This window comes from Knoellia sp. S7-12 (genome assembly GCF_040518285.1).
Taxonomy (GTDB): Bacteria; Actinomycetota; Actinomycetes; order Actinomycetales; family Dermatophilaceae; genus Knoellia.
The window spans coordinates 1,694,810-1,719,597 of the sequence record NZ_CP155449.1 but is presented as its reverse complement, the minus strand read 5'-3'; the positions used below and the strand labels follow the sequence as shown (position 1 = coordinate 1,719,597).

At 68.3% G+C, this 24,788-nt stretch carries 20 protein-coding genes and 1 pseudogene; 6 read left to right on the top strand and 15 right to left on the bottom strand.

Annotated features, from left to right (window positions below; translation table 11 throughout):
* Positions 1-75: 75 nt before the first annotated feature.
* Together V6K52_RS08300 and V6K52_RS08295 are read right to left on the bottom strand one after the other, a co-directional pair.
* On the bottom strand, positions 76-897 hold the full coding sequence (locus V6K52_RS08300) for an SDR family oxidoreductase (protein WP_353953396.1): 822 nt from the start codon (positions 895-897) through the stop codon (positions 76-78).
* Complete coding sequence (locus V6K52_RS08295) at positions 894-3,614, bottom strand: glucosidase (protein WP_353953395.1); 2,721 nt, start codon at positions 3,612-3,614, stop codon at positions 894-896. Before V6K52_RS08295 ends, V6K52_RS08300 begins: the two co-directional genes overlap by 4 nt.
* Before the next feature lie 38 nt (positions 3,615-3,652).
* Between V6K52_RS08295 and V6K52_RS08290 the strand changes: the two genes are divergently transcribed.
* On the top strand, positions 3,653-6,247 hold the full coding sequence (locus V6K52_RS08290) for a DUF3516 domain-containing protein (protein ID WP_353953745.1): 2,595 nt from the start codon (positions 3,653-3,655) through the stop codon (positions 6,245-6,247).
* A gap of 136 nt (positions 6,248-6,383) precedes the next feature.
* On the opposite strand, the gene V6K52_RS08285 is transcribed toward V6K52_RS08290, so the two are convergent.
* Both V6K52_RS08285 and hflX read right to left on the bottom strand, forming a co-directional pair.
* The gene (locus V6K52_RS08285) at positions 6,384-7,451 is read right to left on the bottom strand and encodes a GNAT family N-acetyltransferase (protein ID WP_353953394.1); all 1,068 of its coding nucleotides are present in this window, start codon (positions 7,449-7,451) and stop codon (positions 6,384-6,386) included.
* 36 nt (positions 7,452-7,487) lie between these two features.
* Complete coding sequence (hflX, locus tag V6K52_RS08280) at positions 7,488-8,969, bottom strand: GTPase HflX (RefSeq protein ID WP_353953393.1); 1,482 nt, start codon at positions 8,967-8,969, stop codon at positions 7,488-7,490.
* Between the two features lie 21 nt (positions 8,970-8,990).
* On the opposite strand from hflX, the gene V6K52_RS08275 reads away from it, so the two are divergent.
* Positions 8,991-9,614 carry a methyltransferase gene (locus tag V6K52_RS08275; protein WP_353953392.1) on the top strand — a complete coding sequence of 208 codons (624 nt, stop codon included), beginning with the start codon at positions 8,991-8,993 and terminating at the stop codon, positions 9,612-9,614.
* A gap of 59 nt (positions 9,615-9,673) precedes the next feature.
* On the opposite strand, the gene ggt is transcribed toward V6K52_RS08275, so the two are convergent.
* Genes ggt through miaB form a run of 5 tightly spaced genes read right to left on the bottom strand, consistent with a single transcriptional unit; the run spans position 9,674 to position 15,626 of the window.
* Complete coding sequence (gene ggt, locus V6K52_RS08270) at positions 9,674-11,503, bottom strand: gamma-glutamyltransferase (RefSeq protein ID WP_353953391.1); 1,830 nt, start codon at positions 11,501-11,503, stop codon at positions 9,674-9,676.
* A gap of 48 nt (positions 11,504-11,551) precedes the next feature.
* A complete protein-coding gene (gene dapF / locus V6K52_RS08265) occupies positions 11,552-12,466 on the bottom strand; it encodes a diaminopimelate epimerase (RefSeq protein WP_353953390.1) in 915 nt (304 codons plus the stop codon).
* A gap of 1 nt (position 12,467) precedes the next feature.
* Positions 12,468-13,397 (bottom strand): tRNA (adenosine(37)-N6)-dimethylallyltransferase MiaA, encoded by a 930-nt coding sequence (gene miaA, locus V6K52_RS08260; RefSeq protein ID WP_353953389.1) that lies wholly within the window; start codon positions 13,395-13,397, stop codon positions 12,468-12,470.
* Positions 13,387-14,058 carry a peptide deformylase gene (gene def, locus V6K52_RS08255; RefSeq protein ID WP_353953388.1) on the bottom strand — a complete coding sequence of 224 codons (672 nt, stop codon included), beginning with the start codon at positions 14,056-14,058 and terminating at the stop codon, positions 13,387-13,389. Before def ends, miaA begins: the two co-directional genes overlap by 11 nt.
* A gap of 50 nt (positions 14,059-14,108) precedes the next feature.
* On the bottom strand, positions 14,109-15,626 hold the full coding sequence (gene miaB / locus V6K52_RS08250; RefSeq protein WP_353953387.1) for a tRNA (N6-isopentenyl adenosine(37)-C2)-methylthiotransferase MiaB: 1,518 nt from the start codon (positions 15,624-15,626) through the stop codon (positions 14,109-14,111).
* A gap of 174 nt (positions 15,627-15,800) precedes the next feature.
* On the opposite strand from miaB, the gene V6K52_RS08245 reads away from it, so the two are divergent.
* The gene (locus tag V6K52_RS08245) at positions 15,801-17,144 is read left to right on the top strand and encodes a pyroglutamyl peptidase (protein ID WP_353953386.1); all 1,344 of its coding nucleotides are present in this window, start codon (positions 15,801-15,803) and stop codon (positions 17,142-17,144) included.
* 38 nt (positions 17,145-17,182) lie between these two features.
* Here V6K52_RS08245 and V6K52_RS08240 read toward each other — a convergent pair whose 3' ends face one another.
* The 4 genes and pseudogenes from V6K52_RS08240 to V6K52_RS08225 form a co-directional block, all read right to left on the bottom strand.
* Positions 17,183-18,166 (bottom strand): homocysteine S-methyltransferase family protein, encoded by a 984-nt coding sequence (locus V6K52_RS08240; protein WP_353953744.1) that lies wholly within the window; start codon positions 18,164-18,166, stop codon positions 17,183-17,185.
* A 75-nt stretch (positions 18,167-18,241) separates the two neighbouring features.
* Positions 18,242-18,739 (bottom strand): regulatory protein RecX, encoded by a 498-nt coding sequence (locus V6K52_RS08235; RefSeq protein WP_353953385.1) that lies wholly within the window; start codon positions 18,737-18,739, stop codon positions 18,242-18,244.
* Between the two features lie 201 nt (positions 18,740-18,940).
* Positions 18,941-19,942: pseudogene (gene recA / locus V6K52_RS08230) on the bottom strand (recombinase RecA); the annotation flags it as partial.
* Positions 19,943-20,168: 226 nt separating this feature from the next.
* Entirely contained in the window at positions 20,169-20,627 is a 459-nt protein-coding gene (locus V6K52_RS08225) for a GNAT family N-acetyltransferase (RefSeq protein ID WP_353953384.1), read from the bottom strand.
* 35 nt (positions 20,628-20,662) lie between these two features.
* Here V6K52_RS08225 and V6K52_RS08220 point away from each other — a divergent pair, with 35 nt between their 5' ends.
* Positions 20,663-21,568: an RNase H family protein gene (locus V6K52_RS08220; RefSeq protein WP_353953383.1), complete on the top strand. Its 906-nt coding sequence runs from the start codon at positions 20,663-20,665 to the stop codon at positions 21,566-21,568.
* A 24-nt stretch (positions 21,569-21,592) separates the two neighbouring features.
* On the opposite strand, the gene V6K52_RS08215 is transcribed toward V6K52_RS08220, so the two are convergent.
* Both V6K52_RS08215 and V6K52_RS08210 read right to left on the bottom strand, forming a co-directional pair.
* Positions 21,593-22,600: a nitronate monooxygenase gene (locus V6K52_RS08215; RefSeq protein ID WP_353953382.1), complete on the bottom strand. Its 1,008-nt coding sequence runs from the start codon at positions 22,598-22,600 to the stop codon at positions 21,593-21,595.
* Positions 22,601-22,603: 3 nt separating this feature from the next.
* Complete coding sequence (locus tag V6K52_RS08210) at positions 22,604-22,828, bottom strand: DUF3046 domain-containing protein (protein WP_353953381.1); 225 nt, start codon at positions 22,826-22,828, stop codon at positions 22,604-22,606.
* Between the two features lie 109 nt (positions 22,829-22,937).
* On the opposite strand from V6K52_RS08210, the gene V6K52_RS08205 reads away from it, so the two are divergent.
* Positions 22,938-23,525 carry a winged helix-turn-helix domain-containing protein gene (locus tag V6K52_RS08205; RefSeq protein ID WP_353953380.1) on the top strand — a complete coding sequence of 196 codons (588 nt, stop codon included), beginning with the start codon at positions 22,938-22,940 and terminating at the stop codon, positions 23,523-23,525.
* Positions 23,522-24,775 carry an MFS transporter gene (locus tag V6K52_RS08200; RefSeq protein ID WP_353953379.1) on the top strand — a complete coding sequence of 418 codons (1,254 nt, stop codon included), beginning with the start codon at positions 23,522-23,524 and terminating at the stop codon, positions 24,773-24,775. Before V6K52_RS08205 ends, V6K52_RS08200 begins: the two co-directional genes overlap by 4 nt.
* The last annotated feature ends 13 nt before the right edge of the window (positions 24,776-24,788 follow it).

Sequence of the window (24,788 nt, the reverse complement as noted above, 5' to 3'; positions counted from 1 at the left end):
CGCGGCATACCGGCGTGTCGTGTTCCTTTCTCATCAATTCCCGAAAGGCACGCGACACGCCGAACCTGCGTCGGGTCAGACAGCGCCGGGCTTCTGCATGAGTCCACCGTCGGCCATGATCGTCGTCGCCGTGATGTAGGACGCGGCCTCGCTCGCGACGAAGCAGACGATCCTGCCCATCTCCTGGGTGGAGCCGATGTAGGACAACGGAATCGCGTCCTCGAGTGCCTTGGTCTCAGCCGCTGTGTCGTCGTCGTTGATCAGGGTGTTGATCGCCCCCGGCCCCACGCCGACGACGCGGATCCCGTCGGCCCCGAGCTCGGCACCGGCGGTGCGCGTGAGCATGCGCATGCCGCCCTTGGAGATGCAGTAGGCGAGGTCGCTGGGCATCGGCCAATCCTCATGCGTCGAGGTGATGTTGACGATGACCCCACCGTCGCCCTGCTTGCGCATCTGCTCGGCAGCGAGCTTCGAGCCGAAGACCGCGCCCTTGAGGTTGATGTTCATGAGGAGGTCGTACTTCTCCTCGGTGAGGGTCGCGAGGGACTCGCCGAACTCGACGCCGGCGTTGTTGACCATGACGTCGAGGCGTCCGTAGGTCTCGACGGCGGCGGCAATGAGCTTCTCGAGGTCGGCGACCTTGGAGACGTCGGCCTCGCAACCGATGGCCTCTCCCCCAGCGGCTGCGATGTCCTTGATGATCGCGTCGGTGTCCTCGGGCCGGGAGACGTAGTCGATGACGACCTTGGCGCCCTGGGAGGCTGCCTCGCGGACGATGCCCTCGCCGATGCCGCTGTTGCCGCCAGTGACGATGACGACCTTGCCGTCGAGGGGCCGGTGGTCGTTGCTGGCCTTGCTGGCTCTGGTGGTCATGCTGGCTTTGGGCGTCGGGCTCATGAGTCGATCTCCTCGCGCAGGCTGTCGGGGCTGGTGCAGATGAGGTGGGCCACGAGCGCCGTCCACCCGGTCTGGTGAGAGGCGCCGAGGCCGACGCCGTTGTCGCCGTTGAAGTGCTCGCTGAATGTCGGGTGCGCGTCCCAGAGCGGACCTGAGGGGTGCTCGCGGGGTGTGCCCGGCCTGCGGCCGTCCTCGTCGGGGAGGAAGAGCGAGATGAGTCGCCCACGGACGCCGAATGCTGCATCCTCGAGGGTGATTTCGTTCCCCGAACCCGTAGGGAACTCGACCCTCACATCGCCGTCAGCGCCATCGGCAAGCACGATGAGCGCGTCGAGGATGAGGACGTTGGTCGGGAACCAGATCGGGCCGCGCCAGTTGGAGTTGCCGCCGAACATGCCGGTCGAGGACTCACCCGGGTCGTACTGGATGCTCACCGACGTGCCACCCGCCTCGATCTCGGCGCCGCCGCGGTAGGACGCCGACAGCGAACGGATTCCGTGCGGCGAGAGGAACTCCTCCTCGTCGAAGAGGCGGCGAAGGATCGCTTCCAGGCGAGGTCGCACGACCGGCGTCAGGCTGTTGTGGACACCGTCGCCGTCCTGGCTGTGCAGGAGCGAATCGGTGAGGTCCGGGCGACGATCCTGCAGCCACTGCAGGCGCCCGGCGAAGTCGGAGAGCTCCTCGAACGCCCACGTGGGGACGTTGGCGACCGCGATGAGCGGGAGGAGCCCGACGAGCGAACGGACTCGAACGGGTGTGCCCTTGCCCTCGCCGTCAACGAGGACGTCATAGAAGAACTCATCGGTGTCGTCCCAGAGCGAGACGCCCTCGGTGCCGAACGTCTCCATGGCCTCGGCGATCGAGAAGAAGTGCTCGAGGAACGTCGTCGCGAGACCGTCCCAGTCGCGGTCGTTGCGGCTCAGCTCGAGCGCGATGCGCAGCATCTGGAGGCAGGTGAACGCCATCCAGCTCGTGGCGTCGGACTGCTCGAGCCGCCACCCTTCCGGCACCTCGCGCGACCTGTCGAAGACGCTGATGTTGTCCATCCCGAGGAAGCCGCCCTCAAAGAGGTTGGAGCCGTCGGAGTCCTTGCGGTTGAGCCACCACGAGAAGTTGAAGAGCAACTTGGTCAGGACCCGCACGAGGAAGCCCTGGTCCCTGGCGCCGTCCAGGACATAGACGTGCCAGGCCGCCCAGGCGTGAACGGGCGGGTTGACATCGCCAAACTGCCATTCGTATGCCGGAAGCTGGCCATTGGGGTGTTGGCTCCATTCGCGGCACATGAGCATGAGCTGGTTCTTGGCGAAGGCCGGGTCCATGTGGGCGATGGCCACCGTGTGGAAGGCGAGGTCCCAGGCCGCGAACCAGGGGTACTCCCACTCGTCGGGCATCGAGATGATGTCGGCGAGCGCGACGTGCGACCACGAGGTGTTGCGGGCGTCGGGCTCCCGAGCGCGTCTCGAGTCCGGCGGCTGCGGCCCGGCGGGGTCACCTTCGAGCCACTCGCGCACGTTGTAGCGGTAGAGCTGCTTGCACCAGTTGAGCCCGGCGAAGGCACGGCGGGCGACGAGACGCTCCTCGTCGCTGGTGTGCTCGGGGATCACAGTGCCAAAGAACGCGTCGGCCTCGGTGCGGCGGGCGGTGAGGATGTCGTCGAAGCCAGCATCGAAGGCACCCTGCAGCGGCGGGGCATCCGAGGCGCCATCCACCCAGGCGTCGTCGTGGAGCCGCAACCGCACGCGCACGGTCTCGCCGGGCGCGACGGAGTCGAAGTGATAGCGCAGCGCCACCTTCGTGCCTCGACCGTCCGTGGCGAGCAGGCTGGGGTCATCGTGGACGATGGCTCGGTCAACGGCGTTCTTGGGGTGCGGGCTGAGGCTCTCGCCCTCACCGAAGAGCTCCGGCACGTTGGTCTCGTTGTCGCACACCAGGGCCTCGGGCGCACCCTCGGCGATGACGTGGATGACGCCGATGTGCGCGTGAGTGGCGCGCAGGACGACTGTCCCCTCAGGCGCATCGGCCAGGACCTCGATGACCGGCGTGCGGTCGTCCCGACCCCACGCCCAGGTGTTGCGGAACCAGAGTTGGGGGATCAGGTCCAGCGGTGCCGCGTCCGGTCCGTGGTTCGTCGCTTCGTAGGTCACGCACACGTCACCCGGTGCGCCTTTGGCGTGCGTCGTCACGACGTCGAAGAAGCGGTCCTCTTCGAGGACGCCGGTGTCAACGAGCTGGAACTCGGGCGCGTCATGGCCGCGAGAGGAATTCTGTTCGCGCAACGCGGCATACGGGAAGGCTGCTTGCGGGTAGCGGTAGAGGTGCTGAGCCCAGCTGTGTGTGGGAGTGGCGTCGAGGTGCCACCAGTACTCCTTGGCGTCCTCGCCGTGGTTGCCCTCGCCGTTCGTCAGTCCGAAGTAGCGCTCCTTGAGCCGATCGTCCTGCCCGTTCCACATGGCGACGGCGAGGTTGAGGAACCCATAGCGGTCGCAGAGCCCGGCGATGCCGTCCTCACCCCACCGGTAGGCCCGGGCGTGCGCGTGGTCGAACGGGAAGAAGGACCAGGCGTCGCCCTCGGCGGAATAGTCCTCCCGCACCGTCCCCCACTGGCGTCCCGACACGTAGGGACCCCACGCGCGCCAGGCGTCGCCGTCGTGCGGCGAGGCGTCGAGTCGAAGGTGTTCCGGGGTCTGGGGGCGCCCTTCGGGCTCGACAGACGTCATGGACCCCACCTTGGCATGAGGCTGCGAGAATGAACGCAATGACTTCGCACCCGTTGGCCGAGCGCGCCCTGTCCTCCGTCACAACGGACGCCGACGAGTTGTATGCCGTGTTCTCCGCCTGGGCGGTCGAGTCCGGGATCGAGTTGTATCCACACCAGGACGAGGCCGTGATCGAGGTCGTGTCCGGGCGCCACGTCGTGCTGGCGACACCGACCGGGTCGGGCAAGTCCCTCGTGGGCGTGGCCGCGCACTTCGCAGCCCTGGCCGGCGACCGGGTCAGCTTCTACACCGCGCCCATCAAGGCCCTGGTCAATGAGAAGTTCTTTGCCCTGTGCGACGTCTTCGGTGCCGAGAACGTCGGCCTGCTGACCGGCGATGCTGCCGTCAACGCAGACGCGCCGATCATCTGCTGCACGGCCGAGGTGCTCGCCAACATCGCTCTGCGAGAGGGCGGCTCGGCCGACGTCGGGCTCGTCGTCATGGACGAGTTCCACTACTACGCCGATGGGCAGCGCGGCTGGGCGTGGCAGGTCCCCCTGCTCGAGCTCCCGCAGGCGCAGTTCCTCCTCATGTCAGCGACCCTGGGCGAGATGGCGCAGATCCGGGAAGACCTCACCCGTCGAACCGGGCGGGACGTCGCGCTCGTGACAACGGCCGAGCGGCCCGTGCCGCTGTCCTTCACCTGGTCGCTCACACCACTCGCCGACATGGTCGAGGAGATCGTCACGACCCACCAGGCACCTGTCTATGTCGTGCACCCGACCCAGCAACTGGCGGCCGAGCACGCCGCATCGCTCACCACCTTGAAACTCCTCACTCCCGACGAGAAGGCCGCGATCGCCGAACGACTGGCTCCCGTGCGCTTCGCCGCGGGGTTCGGCAAGACGCTCTCTGCGTTGCTGCGCAAGGGGATCGGGGTGCACCACGCTGGCCTGCTCCCCCGCTACCGCCGGATCGTCGAGCAGCTCGCACAGGCAGGGCTGCTCAAGGTCATCGCCGGGACCGACACCTTGGGCGTCGGCATCAACGTGCCCATCCGGACCGTCCTCTTCACCGGGCTGGCCAAGTTCGACGGGCAGCGCGACCGCGTCTTCCGCTCGCGCGAGTTCCACCAGATCGCGGGTCGCGCCGGTCGTGCGGGCTACGACACGAGCGGCTCGGTCATCGTCCAGGCACCGCCTCACATCATCGAGAACGAGCGCAACATCGCCAAGGCCGGCGACGATCCCAAGAAGCTGCGCAAGGTCCAGCGCCGCAAGCCCCCCGAGGGCTCGATCGTGTGGACCGAGCAGACCTTCGACAAGCTCGTCTCGAGCGAGCCCGAGGCCCTCACCTCCAAGATGCGCATCGACAACTCGATGATCCTGGCTCTGATGGCACGCCCCGGCGACCCTGTTGCCGCGTTGAGCCGCCTCGTGCGCGACAACCACGAGTCTCCAGCCGGCCAGGCCAGACTGGCCCTACGGGCGATCCGCCTGGGCCGCTCGCTCCTGGACTCCGGTGTCGTTGTCCGCCTGCCTGAGCCTGGCCCCGACGGTCGCACGGTTGCCCTCACCGTCGACCTGCCGGCGGACTTCGCGCTGAACCAGCCGCTCGCGCACTTCGCCCTGGCCGTGCTGGACCTGCTCGACCCGGACTCCCCCACCCACGCTCTCGACGTCGTCTCGATCGTCGAGTCCGTCCTCGACTCACCGCGCCCCGTGCTGCGCGCCCAGCGGTGGACCGCGCGAGGCGAACGGATCGCCGAACTCAAGTCCGAGGGCGTCGAGTACGACGAGCGCACCGCGATCGTCGAGGAGATCACCTGGCCGCGCCCGCTTCTGGACCTGTTGGAGCCGGCATACGAGACCTATCGCCAGACGCACCCCTGGCTCCCGGACGAGGCACTCGACCCCAAGAGCATCGTGCGTGAAATGTGGGAGCAGGCGATGAGCTTCGGCGACCTCATCCGTCGCTACGGGCTCACCCGCTCCGAGGGCGTGGTGCTGCGCTACCTGTCCGACGCGTACAGGACTCTGCGCCAGACCGTCCCCGAGGCGCACCGCGGCGAGGAACTCGACACCCTGATCGAATGGCTCGGCGAGACCATCCGGCAGACCGACTCCTCGCTCATCGACGAGTGGGCCGCCCTCACCGACCCCGAGTCGGTGCGCAACGCCGCCGCCACCCACGGCGAAGCTCCACCCCCTCCGCGCCCGATCACGGCCAACGAGCGGGCATTTCGCGCGATGGTCCGCCAGTCAATGTGGCGCCGGGTCGAACTGGCTGACCGCGACAACGTCAATGCCCTGGCGCTGCTGGAGGCAGCAGCAGCAGCTGTTCCGGAGGACGGTCGCAGCGCGGTCATGACGTACGCAGGCTGGGACGAGGCACTCGCCGCTTACTGGGACGAGCACGGGTCGATCGGCCTCGACGGGGACGCTCGAAGCCCCCAGCTCCTCCAGATCGAACCGGACAGGGCCGAGGTCCCCGGACTCGACGACGAGACCGAGCACCGCATCTGGCGCGTGCGTCAGGTGCTGGCCGATCCGGCCGACGACCGCGACTGGGTCATCGAGGCCATCGCCGACCTCGACGCCAGCGACGCAGCTGGCGAGCTCGTCATGACCGCCACCGCCCTCCGCCGCCTCTGACCCCCGCTCACGGATCACTGCCGATTCGCCGCAGTCCCATCCGCGGCTCGCGCGCAGAGCGCACTCGCCGCTCCCGCCAGACCCAGCCAGCGGCGAATTCGGCAGTGTTCCGTTCGCTCCCGCGCCTAGGTGCCGGCTAGTTTCGAGGATCCGGGGTCAGGAGGCGGTCGTCGAGGCGTCTTGACATGGTGATGTCGTCGCGCTCGTCGCCGGGCGCCACGCGGATGGCGCCGAGCACGCGCCCGGTCTCGTGGTAGCCGCAGGCTTCGTAGAACTTGCTCGTGCCGGTGCCGCTGCGGACGCCGAGCGAGAGGATCTCCACGCCGAGGTTGCGCGCCACGCGGTGGGTCCCGGCCATGAGGAGTCGGCCAAGGTTGCGACCGCGCAGGTCGGGGTCGGTCATGACGGTGTAGACCCAACGACCGTGCGAGAGAATGGGATTGGGGCCTTCGGACACGAACGCCAGCCCCACGACGCGGTTGTCTGCCGCAGACCGTTGCACCACAGCGACCCTCATGCCGGCGTCCATGTCCCGCTCAGCCGCTGACAGGCGGGCGTCGACGTCGGCTCGGGGAGCACCCGGCAGGAAGCCCACCGCACCCCCTGCGTCGTTGGTACGCATCCACAGGTCGAGGATCTGCTCGCGGGTCGCGGCGTCGAAGGACGGAACCGCCTCCACCTTCGGTGCGGCAAAGATCGTCGATGGCGGCTCGTCCGGCAGATCATCGTGCAGCGCCCGCGTCCCGACGCGCTCGAACCCCGACGCGAGTGCGGTGCGAACCGAGGGCGTGTTGATCTCCTTGACGAGTGCGCGCACCGGCAGCTCGGGCAGGAACTCGACAGCGTGTGCTGCGGACACCCGCGACATCTCCTTGCCCAGCCCACGACCCAGGTGGGCAAAGCTCAGTCGGTAGTAGAGGTTGAGGAAGTGGGCTTCCCCGTCGATCTCCCTGAGTCCGCACACCCCGACAACGTCGCCTGACCCACGGTCCTCCGCCAGCCAGAAGCCGAACCCCCGCTCGTCCCAGTGCTCTTGCGTCGCCTCGAAGAACTCCTCCGCTGCCTCATCGCTCGCTGCCATGGCATGGGGAGCATGCGTGTAGGTCCGCGGATCACGGTGAAGACTCACCCACAGGTCGCGGTCAGCAGGGGTGGGCGGACGAAGCGTCAGTCGGGCGGTCTCGACGACAGGAGCGAGCGGCATACTCAGATCTTATTGCAAAGAATTTGCAACAAGAATTCAGGCGCCGTATGCCGCCAGCTCGGCTGCGAGGTCGGCGTTCACCCGGGCGGTGACGCGCGTTCCCTCGCCCACGTGCTCGCTCGCGAGGATCTCGCCCTCCTCGTGAAGCCGGCTGACCAGGTCGCCCCGGTCGTAGGGCACGAGGACGTCCACACTGATGTCGGGCTGCGGCAACTCGTCGGCGATGAGCGCCACCAGAGCGTCCATGCCCTTGCCGGTGCGCGCCGAGACGACGATGACGTGCTTCTCCTGGCGCAGCAGGCGGTCGATCACCTCGGAGTCGGCGATGTCGGCCTTGTTGACGACGATGACCTCTTTGACGTCGGTCGCGTCGACGTCGGCGAGCACCGCACGCACGGCCGAGATCTGGCCCTCGGGGTCGGGGTGCGACCCATCGACGACGTGCAGCAGCAGGTCGGACTCGGCCACCTCCTCGAGCGTGGACCGGAACGCCTCGACGAGCTGGTGCGGCAGCGCACGGACGAAGCCGACCGTGTCAGTGAAGGTGAACTCGCGACCGTCGGGGGTCTCGCTGCGACGCACCGTCGGGTCGAGGGTCGCGAACAGTTGGTTCTGCACGAGCACGCCAGCGCCGGTGAGCCGGTTGAGGATCGAGGACTTGCCGGCATTGGTGTAGCCGGCAATCGCGACGCTCGGGATGGCGTTCGCCCGACGCGAACCGCGCTTGGTGTCGCGGTGGGTCTTCATCCCCGCGATGTCCCGCTTGAGCTTGGCGACGCGCGTGTTGATGCGTCGGCGGTCGAGCTCGATCTTGGTCTCACCCGGTCCACGTGAGCCCATGCCCTGACCACCAGCGGCCTGACCACCGGCCTGGCGCGACATCGAGTCACCCCAACCACGCAGTCGCGGCAGGAGGTATTGGAGCTGGGCGAGCTCGACCTGCGCCTTGCCCTCTCGGCTCTTGGCGTGCTGGGCGAAGATGTCGAGAATCAGTGCGGTGCGGTCGATGACCTTGACCTTGACGACGTCCTCGAGCGCGCGACGCTGGCTGGGCGCCAGCTCGCTGTCACAGATGACGGTGTCAGCACCCTCGGCGATGACGATCTCGTGCAGCTCCTCGGCCTTGCCCTTGCCCAGGTAGGTCGCGGTGTCCGGCTTCTGTCGGCGCTGCATGACACCTTCGAGAACCTCGGCACCAGCGGTCTCGGCCAACGCGGCCAGCTCACGCATGGAGTTCTCGGCGTCGAGCAGCGTTCCTTCGGACCAGACGCTCGCGAGGACGACGCGCTCGAGCCGCAGCTGGCGGTACTCGACCTCACTGATGTCCTCGAGCTCGGTCGACAGGCCCGCAACGCGACGCAGCGCGGCGCGCTCCTCGCGCTCGAGCTGGTCGCCGTCATAGAGCGCAGAGGGTGCGGCGTCGTCGCTGTCGCCCTCGACCAGGAACCCGTCCTCGTCAAAAGCATCGTCGGAAAGGGCGTCAGCCTGGCCCGTGAAGATGTGATGTCTCGCAGTCATGTTCCGTCTAGGGTCTCACCTATGACCGACTCGGGGCGAACGGATTCGGGGGACCACTACTTCACGGCCTCCCCAGCGAGCCCGGATGAACGCCGCCCTTTGACCGTCACGCTCGCCGGTCGCACGCTCACGGTCGAGGTCGCGCCCGGCATCTTCAGCCCCGGGGGAGTCGACAAGGGCACCGCAGTCCTCTTCGACGAGGTGCCCGATCCCCCACCCTCCGGCCGATTTCTCGACGTGGGCTGCGGCTGGGGTCCGATCGCGCTGACTCTCGGCCTGCTCTCCGAGCACTCGGACGTCCTTGGCGTCGACGTCAACGAACGCAGCGTGGACCTCACCAACCGCAATGCTGCTGCCCTCGGACTCGGCCACGTCCGCGCGGTGACGCCGGACGCTGTCGACAAGAACGCGGCATACGACCTCATCTGGTCCAACCCACCGATCCGTATCGGCAAAGCCGCCCTGCATGACCTCCTGCGGCTGTGGCTGCCGCGCCTGGCACCCAGCGGCACGGCATACCTCGTCGTGCAGCGGAACCTCGGTTCGGACAGCCTGCAGCGCTGGATCGAAGCAGACCTGGGTATGCCGTGTGCCCGCTTTGCGACGAACAAGGGCTTTCGCGTCCTGCGGGTCGACAAGGCCTGACGCCTTGTGTGCCTCATAAGGGGCCAGAGCCCGCTCTGAGGCACACAAGGCGAGGGTTATCAGTCCTGCGGGTCGACCACCATGGCCGAGCCGCCACCACGTCGGGTCGGCTCGGCGGCTGCTGTCCACAGCGACGGAGAGAGGCTGCGGATCGCGGTGCCGTTGCCGATGACCGGACGGTGACGCAGCACGTGACCCTTGGCGCTCAGCTCAGCACCGATCGCGGTGGAGAAGATTGCCGTCTCGGCCTCCTCGGCGCCGTTGCGTGACGAGAGTCGCGGCGCAGCCACTGCGTCATCGACCGGGAGTTCACGATCGACGACTCCAGCGATGATCTGCGCGACCGTCGTGATGATCGTCGCGCCACCGGGGCTCCCAGCGGTCAGGTAGGGCTTGCCGTCCTTGAGGATGATCGACGGGCTCATCGAGCTGCGCGGGCGCTTGCCGGCACCAGGCAGGTTCGGGTCCGGGACGCCGGGTGTCGTCGGCGCGAAGTTGAAGTCGGTGAGCTCGTTGTTGAGCAGGTAGCCCCAGCCCGGGACGACGATGCCGGAGCCGCCGTACTGCTCGATCGTGAGCGTGTAGGTGACGACGTCACCCCACTTGTCGGTGACCGTGAGCGACGTCGTCGACTGGCCGTCCTTCGGGAGGATCGACGTGCCAGCGGGGACGCACTCACCGTCATAGTTGCCGTCAGGTGAGCCGAAGGGAACCGGACGCTTCTGCGCCTTGGCCGGGTCGAAGAGGCAGGAGCGTTCGTCAGCGAACCCCTGCGAGGTGAGCTCTGCGGTCGGCACGCCGGCGACGTCGCCGATGTAGCGGTTGCGGTCGGCGAACGCCATGGCCGAGGCCTCGCTGAACCAGTGGAGGTACTCCGCCTCGGACAGGCTGGCGACGGATCGTCCCGTGCGCTCCTCGAAGGACTCGAGCAGGTTGAGGATCTCGGAGACCGCGATACCACCGCTGCTCGGGGTGTCCATGCCGTAGACGTCGAAGCCCTTGTGCTCGGTGTGCGTCGGAGCCTTGGGCCTGACCCTGTATGCCGCGAGGTCTGCTGCCGTGAGTTGCCCCTTGGGGACCGTCAGGCCAGGTGCCGTGGTCGGGTTCTGGACCTCCTTGACGAGAGCGGCACCCATGCGGCCGGTGTGGAGCGAGGCAATGCCGTGGGTGCGCAGTTCACGGTAGGCCTTGGCGAGGTCGGGGTTGCGCTGCACGCCGCCGACCGGGATGGGCGCGCCACCGGGCAGGTAGATCGCCGCCGTCGCGGGGAACATCGAGAACCGCTTGGCGTTGTCGAGCGTGTCCTGGTGGAAGGTCTGGTCGACGACGAAGCCCTTGCGGGCGATCTCTTCGGCCGGCTTGAGGATCTGGTTCAGGCTCATCGACCCGTAGGTCCGCAGGGCCGCGTCCCAGGTGGCCGGCGTGCCCGGGGCGCCCACGGAGAGACCCGAGTTGACGACCGTATTGAAGTCCATCGGGGTGCCGTCCGGCTTCAGGAACACCTTCTCGTGGAACGTCGCCGGGGCCGTCTCCCGACCGTCGAGGGTCGTGACCTTCCTGGTCTGCGCGTCGTAGTGGACGAAGAACCCTCCACCTCCGATGCCCGACGAGTAGGGCTCGACGGTGGCGACGGCCGCAGCGGTGGCCACGGCAGCGTCGGCTGCAGTGCCGCCCTTCTCGAGGATGTCGATGCCCACCTGCGAGGCGATGGGGTCCACTGAGGCGACTGCTCCCCCGCCGCCGGTCATCACCGGAACCTTGGGGAGCTCGTGGCCGACTGGTGGTGGCCCACCTCGAGTCGGGTCTGGCGCTGCCACCGCAGGGACCGCGAGTGCTGCGGCCACCCCTCCGGCAGCAACGAGGGCGAGGACGGTCGTGGGAGTTCTCATGTCCCTCACGCTAGGAGTGACTCGCCGGTATCGCACCCGGAGCGCGCGTCAGAGAGCGGAGAGGTCCACAGTGCCGTCGGCGATGAGGGCTGCTGGCCCGGCGAGCTCGACCTCGTGCCCGGGCAGCCCGCGCACGCGCAGTCGACCGCCAGGGACGTCGACCGTCCAGTCCTGGGTCGGCTCGGCGTCACCTGCCCAGAAGCTCGTGGCCAGCGCCGCTGCGCAGACGCCGGTGCCACAGGAGCGGGTCTCGCCGACCCCGCGCTCGTGGACCCGCATCGCGATGTGGCCGGTGCCGACAACGCGGACGAACTCGACGTTGGTGCCGTGGGGCGGCACCGGCCGGACCTCGGGCGCGTGGAACAGGTCGAGGCCTGCTAGATCAACGGGCCCCGGCAGCGCGACGACCGTGTGGGGGTTGCCCATGTCGACCGACAGGGCCGACCAGGGGTCCTCTGCCAGCGGTCGATCACGGAGCAACACCAGGGAGTCGAATCCGTCTGCCTCAGCCCTGGCGGGGTCGAGGAAGCGCCACAGCCCCATGTTGGTGGCGATCACTGCGTTCTCGCCGTCGCCCTCGAAGCGGATGCCCTTGACGCCACCACGTGTCGCGATCTCGAACTCGTCTGCCGTCTCGAGTCCTTCACGACGCAGGTATGCCGCAAAGACTCTCGTGCCGTTGCCGCACATCTCCGCGACCGAACCGTCAGCGTTGCGGTAGTCCATGAACCACGGAGCACGATCGGCCAGGGCACGCACGGCCTGGTCGTCGGCCGATGCAGTGGGGACAACGCGGATGACACCGTCACCACCGATCCCGGCCTGCCGGTCAGCGAGGCGCCGGACCAGGTCGGCGTCGAGGTCGAGGCGGTCATCGACATCGGGCAGCAGCACGAAGTCGTTCTCGGTCCCGTGTCCTTTGGTGAAGCGCAGCACCTTGGTGGAGCGCGGCTCGGCGGTCATGTCACCCATTGTCCGCGATCGCCTGCTCGACGTGGGTCAGAGCGTCGTCAAGTCCGGTGTCGGCGCTCGGGTCGAACCACAGGATGCGCGGATCCGGGCGGAACCAGGACTCCTGACGTCGTGCGTAACGGCGGGTCAGCTGGGCCGTCTCAGCCTGTGCCTGCGCCTGCGTCATCGTGCCGTCGATCTCGGCCAGGGCCTGCGCATAGCCCAACGCTCGCGATGCTGTGCGACCCGAGCGAATCCCCTGTGGCACAAGGCCCTTGACCTCTTCGATGAGGCCATCACGCCACATCTGGGTGACGCGGGCGTCGATGCGCTCGTCGAGCAGCTCGCGCGGCGGTCGAAGCCCAATCATCACGGTCGGATGCAGGTGCCGCCGCTCGGGCATCGAAGCACTGAACGGGCGGCCGGTGATCTCGATGACCTCCAGGGCGCGCACGAGCCGACGCACGTTGTGGCGCCCGATCGCCTGCGCCGCATCGGGATCGCGTTCGGACAACACGGCATACGTCGCGGCTGTCCCTCGCTCCTCTGCCTCGTTCTCGAGGCGTGCACGCACGTCCGGGTCGGTCGGGGGGATCTCGAGATGGTCGAGCGCCGCACGGACATAGAGGCCGGACCCACCCGCGACGACGGGCCGCAGTCCGCGGCCACGGATGTCATCGATCGAATCCCGCGCCTCGCGCTGGTAGCGCGCGATGGTCGCCTCGTCAGTGACGTCGAGGACATCGATCTGGTGGTGGGGCACACCGCGCCGCTGCGCCACTGGCAGCTTGGCCGTGCCGATGTCCATGCCGCGATAGAGCTGCATGGCGTCGGCACTGACCACCTCACCACCGATGGTTTCGGCGACGCGCAGCGCCAGATCCGATTTGCCACTGGCCGTCGGACCGACGACCGCGACGACCAGTGGGTCGTCAGCGGGCAAGTTCGTCCTCGGGCCGGGTGTGGCCCTCCGCGTGCCCACCGCCTTCGGCGTAGTTGTCGAACTCGGCTGTGTTCTCATCATCGACGTCGTCATGCCCGAAGGGGTCACGGTCCTGACCGGGCATCCAGGTCAATCCGGGTGTGCCCCACTCGTTGGCCCTGACTGCCTTCTTGGCCTTGCGCGCCCACTTGCCCTGGAGGCGGTCGACGTAGAGGAACCCGTTGAGGTGGTCGTACTCGTGCTGGAACATGCGCGCGAACCAGCCCGTCGCGGCATACGAGATCTCATTGCCCTCGATGTCGAGGCCGGTGAGCGTCGCCGTCTCGCCGCGTCGCAGTGGGAAGGACTCCCCCGGCACCGACAGGCATCCCTCGGACTCATCGGCCGGAATTGGGTCGCCGGCCACCGGCTTGCTCGCCGCGAGGAACGGGTTGATGACGACACCGCGCGGCGGGATGTCGTCGTGATTGTCCATCTGCCACGTGAAGATCCGCAGTCCCACGCCGACCTGCGGCGCGGCCAGACCGACACCGCGCGCGGCATCCATCGTCTCGAACATGTCGACCACGAGCTCGCGGATGCCGTCGTCGATGACCTCGACAGGTTCGGCGCGGCGGTGGAGCACCGGCTCGCCGGTGATGGTGATGGGACGGATCGTCATGTGCCCATTGTCGCAAACCGCCAGCGTTTGGTCCGACCCCGCTCTGCCGGTCAGGCGCCGCAGGCGGGCGCGATCGCTGCCGCGGTGGCCGGCTTGCCGATCGACGGCATCCCGAGGCTGACACCGGGCTTGCCCGGGACCGGTGCGTCCTGGAGGGACGCCCAGGCGTCGCCGCCAGCGGTGCGGCGCACGGCATACGTTCCGCCGTGGAGCGCTCCGTCGGCCACGAGGTGGTGCGGCGCTCCGTAAGTGAGGTCGACACTCACTACATCGCCGGGGCGCGGGACCTCACCACCGTCAGGGATCGAGAAGTGGACGAGGCGGTTGTCCCGTGCACGCCCGCTCATCCGGGCGGTCGCACTGTCCTTGCGCCCCTCGGATGGTGCGACGAGCACCTCGACCGTGCGACCTTCGAGCGCTCGGTTCTCGGTCCAGGCCATCTCGTCCTGAAGCTTGACGAGTCGCTCGAACCGTTCTTGGACAACGGCTTTGGGAACCTGGTCGGCCATGGTGGCCGCGGGGGTGCCGGGTCGGATGGAGTATTGGAACGTGAAGGCGTTCGAGAAGCGCGACTCCTGGACGACACGCAACGTCTGCGCGAAGTCCGCCTCGGTCTCTCCTGGGAAGCCCACGATGATGTCGGTCGTGATCGCGGCGTCGGGGATCAGCTCACGAACCCGATCGATGATGCCCAGGAACTTCGCGCTGCGATAGGAGCGACGCATGTCCTTGAGCACCTTGTCGGAGCCAGACTGCAGGGGCATGTGCAGGCTCGGCATGACGTTGGGCGTCTCCGCCATCGCGGCGATGACGTCGTCGGTGAACGCTGCGGGGTGCGGGCTCGTAAAGCGCACTCGCTCCAGGCCGCTGATCTCGCCACAGGCACGCAGCAGCTTTCCGAACGCGAGCCGGTCGCCGAACTCGACACCGTAGGTGTTGACGTTCTGCCCGAGCAGGGTCACCTCGACGACGCCCTGATCGACGAGTGCCTGGATCTCGGCGAGGATCTCGCCGGGTCGGCGGTCGGCCTCCTTGCCGCGCAGGCTCGGGACGATGCAGAACGTGCACGTGTTGTTGCAGCCGACCGAGATCGAGACCCATGCGGCATACGCAGAGTCACGACGTGTCGGCAGCGTCGAGGGGAAGCGTTCGAGGGACTCGAGAATCTCGACCTCGGCGCGCTTGTTGTGGCGCGCCCGATCAAGGAGCGCCGGGAGGCTGCCGATGTTGTTGGTGCCGAAGACGACGTCGACCCACGGCGCCCGCTGGACGATCGTCTCGCGGTCCTTCTGCGCCATGCAGCCGCCGACGGCGATCTGCATGTCGGGGTTGCTGTTCTTGGCCTGACGGAGCTGACCGAGGTTGCCGTAGAGCTTGTTGTCGGCGTTCTCGCGCACGGCGCAGGTGTTGTAGACGACGACGTCCGCGGCCTCGGAGCGCTCCGCGGTGGGGATGCTCGCAAGGTCGACGTATCCGGCCGTCTCGAGCAGGCCCGCAAGGCGCTCGGAGTCGTGGACATTCATCTGGCACCCGTGCGTGCGCACGTCATAGGTCTTGAGTTCGCTCATCGCCTCCCAAGAGTACGTGCTGGCCCACGGTCGCCCACCGCCCCTCCGCCAGCCCTTTGGCCCGTTCTGTCGACCACATCTCGACCGCGTGTCGACCGCTCCGGTTGCCGGGCGCAGCGAACCCTCATAGCGTCGTGACGACCCCAGCCACACTCGCCCTGTTCGAGGAGCTCCATGCCGATCCGCCTGCGCCACTCCGCTGTCCTTGCCCCGACGCTCGCACTGGCAGTCCTCGCGAGCGGTTCGGCCATGGCCGAGCCGACCGGTCTCGCATCGAGCGGCTCCGGGTCGACCCAGGGTGCAGCGTGTCTCGACGCGTCGACGACCCTCCCCTACGAGGAGAGCTTCCTGGCGCGGTCCGAGGCGGGGCGGCTCATTGTCGGCGGCGGCTTCGACGACACCGTGGCGGCCTTCTCGGCAGCTCTCTGCGCGGCGTCCGGGCCGGAGGTGGCCGGGGCCGTCGTCGACGGTCACGGTGCCGCGCTCTGGCGACTCGGTGTGGACCGGGTCCAGGGCCGCGTCGACACCGGCGGAACCCTGAGCGCCGGGGACGACCGGCCGCTGTACTGGGCGCGCCTGGCGATGGTCGCGGCGCTGCGTCAGTGGTCCCCCGACTTCACCGTGGGTGACGACGAGCGACAGTCACTCATCGACGACCTCGACCGGGTCTCACGAGGTCAGCGAGACATCGCCTTCCCCGCAGCCGACAAGATCACCCGAGTTCTCGTCACCGGGTTTGACCCGTTCACCCTCAACCGGGACGTTCGGCAGGCCAACCCGTCCGGCGCCAGTGCCCTCGCGCTCGACGGACTGACGGTCAAGGGCCCTGATGGGCCCATCCGCATCGAGGCTGCCCTCTTCCCCGTGCGGTGGCGCGACTTCGAGGACGGCATGGTCGAGCAGACCCTGCTCCCCCACTTCCGCCCCGGCAAGAAGCAGGTCGACGTCTTTGCCACGACCAGCCAGGGCCGGGTGGGGCGCATCGACCTCGAGCACTTCAACGGTGCCTGGCGCGCAGGCTTCGGCGACAACGAGAACGTCTGCTACCGCGGAATGGCACCGATCCCCGCGGGCACACCGACGGTGACACCACAGCCGCAGTGGACCTTGTCGACCCATCCCATCGCCGCGATGATCGCTGCGGGCACCGGTCCCTACCCGGTCAACGACAATCGCACCGTCACCGAGGTCCCGGCCAGCACTCCCCCGGAGCCGGTCACCACCTCGTGTCCCGCAGCCCCCAGCCCCGGCACGACCCTGACCACCGGGCCGACGCCCGGCTCACTCGCGCGAGCTGGCGGTGGCGGCAACTACCTGTCCAACGAGATCGCCTATCGCGCCACTCTTCTTCGCGACGCGACGGGGCTCGACGTGCCCGGTGGCCACGTCCACACGCCCGTGCTCCAGGGTCTTGACCCCACCAAGCCGGATGAGCTCACGAATGCGACCTTCGAGGCCAACCGGGCGGCGATCAATGCCCAGATGCGCCAACTCGTCCTCGCCGCCGCGAGGCAGTGAACCACGGGGTCGCGAGCGTCAGCGCGACTGGCTGCGAGTCATGCCTGAACGCCCCACAGGGCGGCCACGTGTCTGGCATCGGTGCCACAGCAGCCCCCGATGATGTCGAGGCGCGGGAAGTGGGACGCCAGTTTCTCGTGTTCACTCACGAGGTCAGCGATGTCACCTTCGTCGAGCTCGGCGGCGTCGTCGAGCTCGGCGTGCGACTGCCGTGAAGCGTTGACACGGAGCCCCGTGACATGTGCGGCCCAGGCGTCATCCGGCGTCAACGCGGCCGCGATGTGGCTCGGGTGGGCGCAGTTGAGGAGGAGGTCGTCAGGCGGGGCCTGCTGGCGGAGCGCTCCGATGGCTTCACCGAGGGGCGTGCCGTCGGGCAGCCGCCCATCGGTCTCGACGGTGAAGGAGACCGCGATCGCGATGCCATGGGACCGCCCCGCCTGCACCACGCCGACCGCCTCGGCGACCGTCGTCAAGGTGTATGCCGTGACCCGCGCCGCCCCGCTCTGAGCGAACGCCGCGATCTGCGCGGCGTGGTAGTCGCCGAACTCCTCAGCGCTCGTGCGGTCACCCGGCAGGTACCCGTCGCCGCGAGGTCCGATCACACCGCAGATGCGAACATCGGGCCCCTGCCCGCTGCCGTCGAAGCCGCCGGGTCCTCGAGGCGCGATCCCATCCGCGACCAGGACCTCCGCGAGCCCAGCCAGGAAGAGCACGCTCTCAAGGTTGATCCGCCGAACGTCACTGCGCGATCCCCCCAGGGACTCGACCCAGTCGGGGTTGGCTCGCCAGGTGGGTGTCTCGAGGAGCAGACCCGCACCCGCCCTGCTGGCGACCTGGGCAAAACCGGCGTAGTACTGCGCGAGCAGCGCCCGGCCCAATGGCGTCCCCAGCAGCGGGTAGGCGGCGAAACCGGGCAGATCCACGCCGTGATGAAAGATCAGGTCGGTCTCGAGCCCACCATCAGTCACCCACCGTGGACGCGTGGATCGTCGATCGGCCATGGCCTCGTCCGCAGCGCCCATCACCGAACCACCCTTCGTGTGGACTGGGCCTCAACGGTGGCTCACACGACGCCATCGCACCAGAGCACGACAGGGTCAGTCTCGGTGGTGCTCCGGGGTGGCTGCGAGGGCCTCACGGATCACCCTCATGGACACCTCAGAGGGGTACCCCTTGCGCGCGAGCATGCCGGCGAGCCTGCGTTTCTGCACGATGACGTCGAGTCCGTGGAGTCGCCGCAACCGCCTCTCGACGAGCTCGCGAGCCTGCTCCTCCTCGGCGGCAGGGTCGATCTCGTCGAGGACCGACTCGGCCACGTCGTCGGCGACGCCCTTCTGCCGGAGGTTTTGTGCCAGGGCCCGCCGAGCAAGGCCACGCCCTGCCTGTTGCGACCTCACGAGCATTCCGGCGTAGGCCTCGTCGTCGACCAGGCCCACCTCCTCCAGGCGATCCAGCACGGTCGCGGCCACGCTCGGATCACAGTCGCGTTTGGCCAGGGCCTGCTCCAGCTGGGCACGCGTCTTCGGGGCGTGGGTCAGCTGTCGCAGCACGATCTGACGCGCGAAATCGTGGGCGTTGGGCTCGACGCCTTCCACGGCAACATCCGGAGGCGGCGGTGGAGGCGGAGGCGCGGACGCACGCGGACGCACCTCCACCCACGAGGGCGGAGGTGCATCCGAGTCAGTGAATCCCACTGTGACGAGACCGTTCCGAGGCGATCAGCTGCGCTGGTCGACTCAGAAATCGACCGGGACCTCGGGGACCACCTCGAGTGGCGTGTCGACCTGCGGCCCGATGCCGAGCTTCTGTTTGATCTTCTTCTCGAGCTCGTCGGAGAGGTCGGGGTTGTCCTTGAGGAAGGCGCGGGCGTTCTCCTTGCCCTGACCGAGCTGATCGCCCTCGTAGGTGTACCAAGCGCCGGCCTTGCGGACGAAGCCGTGCTCGACCCCGATGTCGATGAGGCCACCTTCGCGCGAGATGCCCTGCCCATAGAGGATGTCGAACTCGGCCTGCTTGAACGGCGGGGCGACCTTGTTCTTGACGACCTTGACGCGGGTGCGGTTGCCGACCGGGTCGGTGCCGTCCTTGAGGGTCTCGATGCGGCGCACGTCGAGGCGGACCGAGGCATAGAACTTGAGTGCCTTGCCACCGGTGGTCGTCTCCGGCGAGCCGAACATGACGCCGATCTTCTCGCGGAGCTGGTTGATGAAGATCGCGGTCGTGCCGGTGTTGCTGATGGCGCCGGTGAGCTTGCGAAGAGCCTGGCTCATGAGGCGGGCCTGGAGACCGACATGGCTGTCACCCATCTCACCCTCGATCTCGGCGCGCGGCACGAGAGCAGCGACGGAGTCGATGACGATGATGTCAAGGGCACCGGAGCGGATGAGCATGTCGGCGATCTCGAGGGCCTGCTCCCCTGTGTCGGGCTGCGACACGAGCAGGTTGTCGGTGTCGACGCCGAGCTTCTTGGCGTACTCAGGGTCCAGAGCGTGCTCGGCATCGATGAACGCCGCGATGCCACCCGCCCGCTGCGCACTGGCCACCGCGTGCAGGGCGACCGTGGTCTTGCCCGAGCTCTCAGGGCCGTAGATCTCGATGACACGTCCGCGGGGCAGCCCGCCGATGCCGAGGGCGATGTCGAGCGCGATCGATCCGGTGGGGATGACCTCGATAGGGGCGCGCACGTCGTCGCCGAGGCGCATGATGGCGCCCTTGCCGTGTGACTTCTCGATCTGTCCGAGGACCATGCCCAGGGACTTTTCGCGATCATTCGCGTTCTTGACGGCTGCTGCTGCCATGTCGCACCTGCTCTTCCTGTGTCATTCGATGTGCGCGTCCGCCGGCGACCCATGCTCGCGGTCGGTCTTGTCGCGATCTCGGGTCAGACGCTAGGCCGTCGCACCGACAGCCGTCTGCAGCTGCCGTGGAAGCTGTGGACAGATGCTGCGGGTTCGGCGACCTGTGGACAACAGTAGGCGAACACGTGTTCGACGTCGGGAGGCGCGGCTGCGACACGCCGCAACTTCAGGCGCCGCCCACCTCGCGCCGCATCGGGAGGTGCGGGATACCGTCCTCGTCTGCGTACTCAGCCCCGGTCACTACGAAGCCGAACGCGGCATACCAGTCCCTCAAATGCGACTGCGCATCCAGAACGATGGCGCGATCCGGGCACAGCGCCACCACGTCTCGCATCATCGCGGCCGCAAGGCCGCTCCCCCGGTGGGCACGAGCGGTCGCCACTCGACCCACACGCCATACGTGGGAGTCATCGAGCACACGCAACGTTGCGACCGGCATACCCACGTCGTCGGCACACCAGAGATGCCATGTCCCGGTCTCGGTGTCGCGACCATCGAGATCGAGGTAGGCCGCCGCCTGCTCGACGACGAACACCTGCGAACGCAGCGCCCACAGGCGATAGCCCACGACCGGATCGAGCTCGGCGAAGCGCTGGTGACGAACGTCCGGCGATGACTGGTCCACGCTGACAGCCTAGGCAACTGGCAGACTCCTGCGCCGTGACGATCATCGCGGCAGCAGACGGTTCGGCCCTCGGCAATCCCGGACCTGCGGGGTGGGGGTGGTACGCCGACGACGAGCACTGGGCCTGTGGGGGGTGGCCGCACGGCACGAACAACCAGGGCGAGCTCACGGCCGTCCTCGACCTCCTGGAGCAGACCGCCGACGTCGACGACGAGCTCGTCATCTTTTGCGACAGCACCTACGTCATCAAATCGATCACCCAGTGGATGCCGGGCTGGAAGCGCAAGGGCTGGAAGAAGGGTGATGGCAAGCCCGTCATGAACGTCGAGATCATGCAGGCCCTCGACCGCGCAATGACCGGGCGCAACGTTCGCTTCGAGTGGATCAAGGGGCACTCCGGTCACCCCCTCAACGAGGAGGCGGACCGGCTTGCGAACGGTGCCGCGACGGCATACCAGAAAGGCAGGGTGCCCGACGCGGGGCCCGGCTGGGCGGGTCGAGGCGCCGCCGCACCCGAGCGCTCCGATCCGGCAGCCGCGCCCTCAGCAGCACCCCCGACCGCTGAGCCCGACCTGTTCACCGAGCTCATCGACGCACCTGTGCTCACCGACGAGGAGCAGGTCGTCGCCCTCGAACGACAGCTGCTCGAGGACGACACCCGCTCCGACAGTGCCGCCGTCGCCGCCCTCCTCCACCCGCAATGGACCGAGATCGGCCGTTCTGGTCGGCTTTGGGCGCGGGAGGAGATCCTCGACGAGATCGGCCCGCTCGGTGAGCCGGTGAGTCTCGACGTCCTTGCCTGTATGCCGGCCGGTCCCGACACCATGCTCCTCACCTGGCGAGCGGTGCGCGACGCCGAGACGACACTGCGATCCTCGCTGTGGATTCGCACCGCCGGCCACTGGCAGCAACTGTTCCATCAGGGCACGCCCGAAGCCTGAGACCGCCGCACTCAGGGGCGAGGGTCAGAGGCGGGACAGCAGGTGCTCGACGATCTCGCTCGCCGGCGCCTGACGGGCGCTGCGGTGGCCCGTGCCGGCCCACAGGTGGACGAGGTCGGGCTGGCCGGTCGCCTTGCCGTGGGCGCGCAGCGGCGCGGTGAGGTAGTGGACCTGGGGATAGGCCGCTGGCGCCGCCTCGGTGAACACCTCGGTCCAGGACGTGACGAGCGCCCGGGCACTGCGCCCGGTGAAGGCGCGCGTGACGACCGTGTCGGTGCGTCGGGTCAGCTCGTGCCGGTGGATCTCGGCGGTCCCTGCCTCGTCGGCGCACAGGAACGCGGTCCCGCAGGCGACGGCGTGCGCGCCGGCACCGAGCAACCCCGCGAGATGAGTTGGGTCGCACACGCCTCCGGCGACGACGACGGGCAGTGAGGTGAGCGCGCGGATGCTCTGCAGCAGCAGTCGGGTGGGTGCCTGCCGAAGGCCGGAGTCGACCGGGCCTCCGCGGTGCCCGCCGGCCTCCCAACCCTGCGCAACGATGCCGTCGACACCGAGTTCGTTCGCCCACGCCGTCTCGCTCGCGTCGTTGACCGTGACCCACACCTCGATCCCTGCGGCGCGGAGCCGGTCGACGACGTCGGCGGGCGGCCACGCGAAGGCGAACGACACGACTGCCGGCCGCTCGGCGAGAACCACGTCGATCTTGGCGTCGAAGGAGTCGTCGTCGTGGACCGCGTCACCGAGTGGGATGCCGGCCTTGTCGGCGAGCGGCTGGAGCCGAGTGGCGTACTCGAGCACCCGCGCCGCACTGCCCGGCTCGTAGGGGTTGGGTGCGAACAGGTTGACGCCAAAGGCGGCCCTGCCCACCGCCGACCTCAGCAGGACGATGTCGTCGCGCAGACGGTCAGGCTCGAGATAGGCACCGGCGAGGAAGGCGAAGCCCCCCGCGGTGGTCACCGCTGCCGCCAGACCGACTGTGGTCGGCCCTCCCGCCATCGGCGCAAGGACGACCCGTCGGTCGAGGAGGGTCACCGGTCAGCCGCGCCTGGGGGCGTCGACCCGCCCCAGTCGTCGCTCCGCCGGAACGTCCATGTCGTCGCAGAGGGCGAGCCACACGAGGCGCGGATGCATCCCCTCATCGAGGGCTTGGGTGACGCTGCGTCCGCCGAGGACTCCGAGCACATGGTCACGCGCCAGGGTGGGTGCGTAGGTCTCGCCGAACTCGTCGTTCATCAGCGTCCAGAAGTGGCTGATCCGCATGAGCGCGAGTGTGTCACACAGCCACTCCTCGCCCGCTTCGCCGGCATTGGGACAGCGCTTAATTGCGCTCAGCCTGCGATTGCAGAGATTCCTTTGTATGGTCATCGACATGCCCGTCCCTCTTGAGCCCGACCCTCGTCGGGATGTCGTCCTCGATGCGACGACGCTCAAGGCGCTGACGCATCCTCTGCGCCCCCGGATCCTCAGTGCTTTGCGCCTTCATGGGCCGGCCACGGCTTCGCGTCTCGCGGCACACCTGGGTGTCAACACCGGCGCCACGAGTTATCACGTCCGCCAACTCGCCGAAGCGGGATTTGTCGTCGAGGCGAGCGAGTTGGGCAATGCCCGCGACCGCTGGTGGAGGGCCGCCCACGCCCGCACCTACTTCGACACCCACGACGCAGACCATGCGACGTCTGCGGCATACCTCTCCGCTGTCGTGGCGGGCTACTCCGAGAACGCCCAGCGCGCCATCGCCGAGATCGCGACCCTGCCTCCTGAGTGGGAGGACGCCGGGACCTTCAGCAACTACACGCTTCGGCTCACACCCGAAGAGACGTCCGCGTTGATGACCGAGATCGTCAGCGTGATTCGCAGTTATCGACCGCACCAGGGCACAGTGGATGCACCTGAGACGGCGCTCCCGGTGTCGGTGAACCTCGAGGTCTTCCGCGCCCCCGGGATGTCCTCGGAGTGAGCGCGCATGCGCGCCCGAGTCGGCGCAGCCTCTACGGCATGCTCTTCGCCTCGAGCGTGTCCATCGCGGGCACCCGGGTCTCGACGATCGCCCTGCCCTGGCTCGTCTACACCGAGACGAAGTCGGCCACCCTCACCGGTTTGGTGCTCACCGCCGAGATGGCGCCCTACGTCATTTCCAAGGCCCTGGGCGGGCCTTTGGTGGATCGGCGAGGACCGCGCGCGATCAGCGTGGCCGGCGACCTCCTCAGCGGCGCGTTCCTCGCGCTCATCCCCATCCTGTATGCCGTGGGGCAGCTCTCGCTTCCTGAGCGCGTCCCGCTCCTGCTCACCCTGGTCGCCCTCGCGGGAGCCTTCCGCGGACCGGGCGACGGGGCCCGCAACGCGATGATCCCGGCCGTCGCCGACGCCTCGGGAGTCCCCCTCGAACGCATCACCGGCCTCGACAGCACCCTCGACAGGGCCAGCGGCCTGCTCGGAGCCGGCATCGGGGGCTTGCTCGTCGGGGCGTTCGGAGCCGCCCAGACGGTCGCTGTCACCGCGGGAGCAGCGTTCCTCAGCGCGTTGGTCGTCAGCCTGTTCATCCCCCGGGTCTCACTCGGCGACGCCGAGGAGAGCGGGTCCTACTTCACCCGGCTGCAGACCGGAGCGTCGTTCCTGGGCAAGGACCGCCTGCTGCGGTCCATCCTTGCGATGATCGCGGTGACGAACCTGCTCGAGGCCGCCTACATCTCCGTCATGCTCCCGGTGTGGGTGCACGACCACGGGCACGGACCCGAGCTCATCGGTCTTCTCGGCATCCTCTTCGGCGGCGCCGCGGTCGCGTCCAGCGTCCTGGCAACAACCATGGCGGGTCGGTTCAGCCGACGCACCGCCTACCTCGCGGGCTTCACTCTGGCGGGAGCGCCGCGCTATCTCGCGTTGGCCCTCGGCGCCCCGCTGTGGCTGATCATCGGGTCCAACGTGATCGCCGGACTGGGCAACGGCTTCATCAACCCGACCATCGGCGCGATCTTCTTCGAGCGCGTCCCACGCCACATCGTCGGGCGGGTGGGGTCACTCGCCGATGCACTGGCGTGGGCCGGTCTCCCCGTGGGTGGAGTGGTTGGTGGAGTTGTCGTCGGTGCTTTCGGAGCAGCCCCCGCGCTGGGAGCCGCTGGGGCGGCATACCTCGTCTCGACGACCGTGCCAGGGTTGCGCCCCGAGTGGCGGGACATGGATCGATCAAGGACGGGTGTCAGTCGCGAGTGAGAGGCTTGCCCCC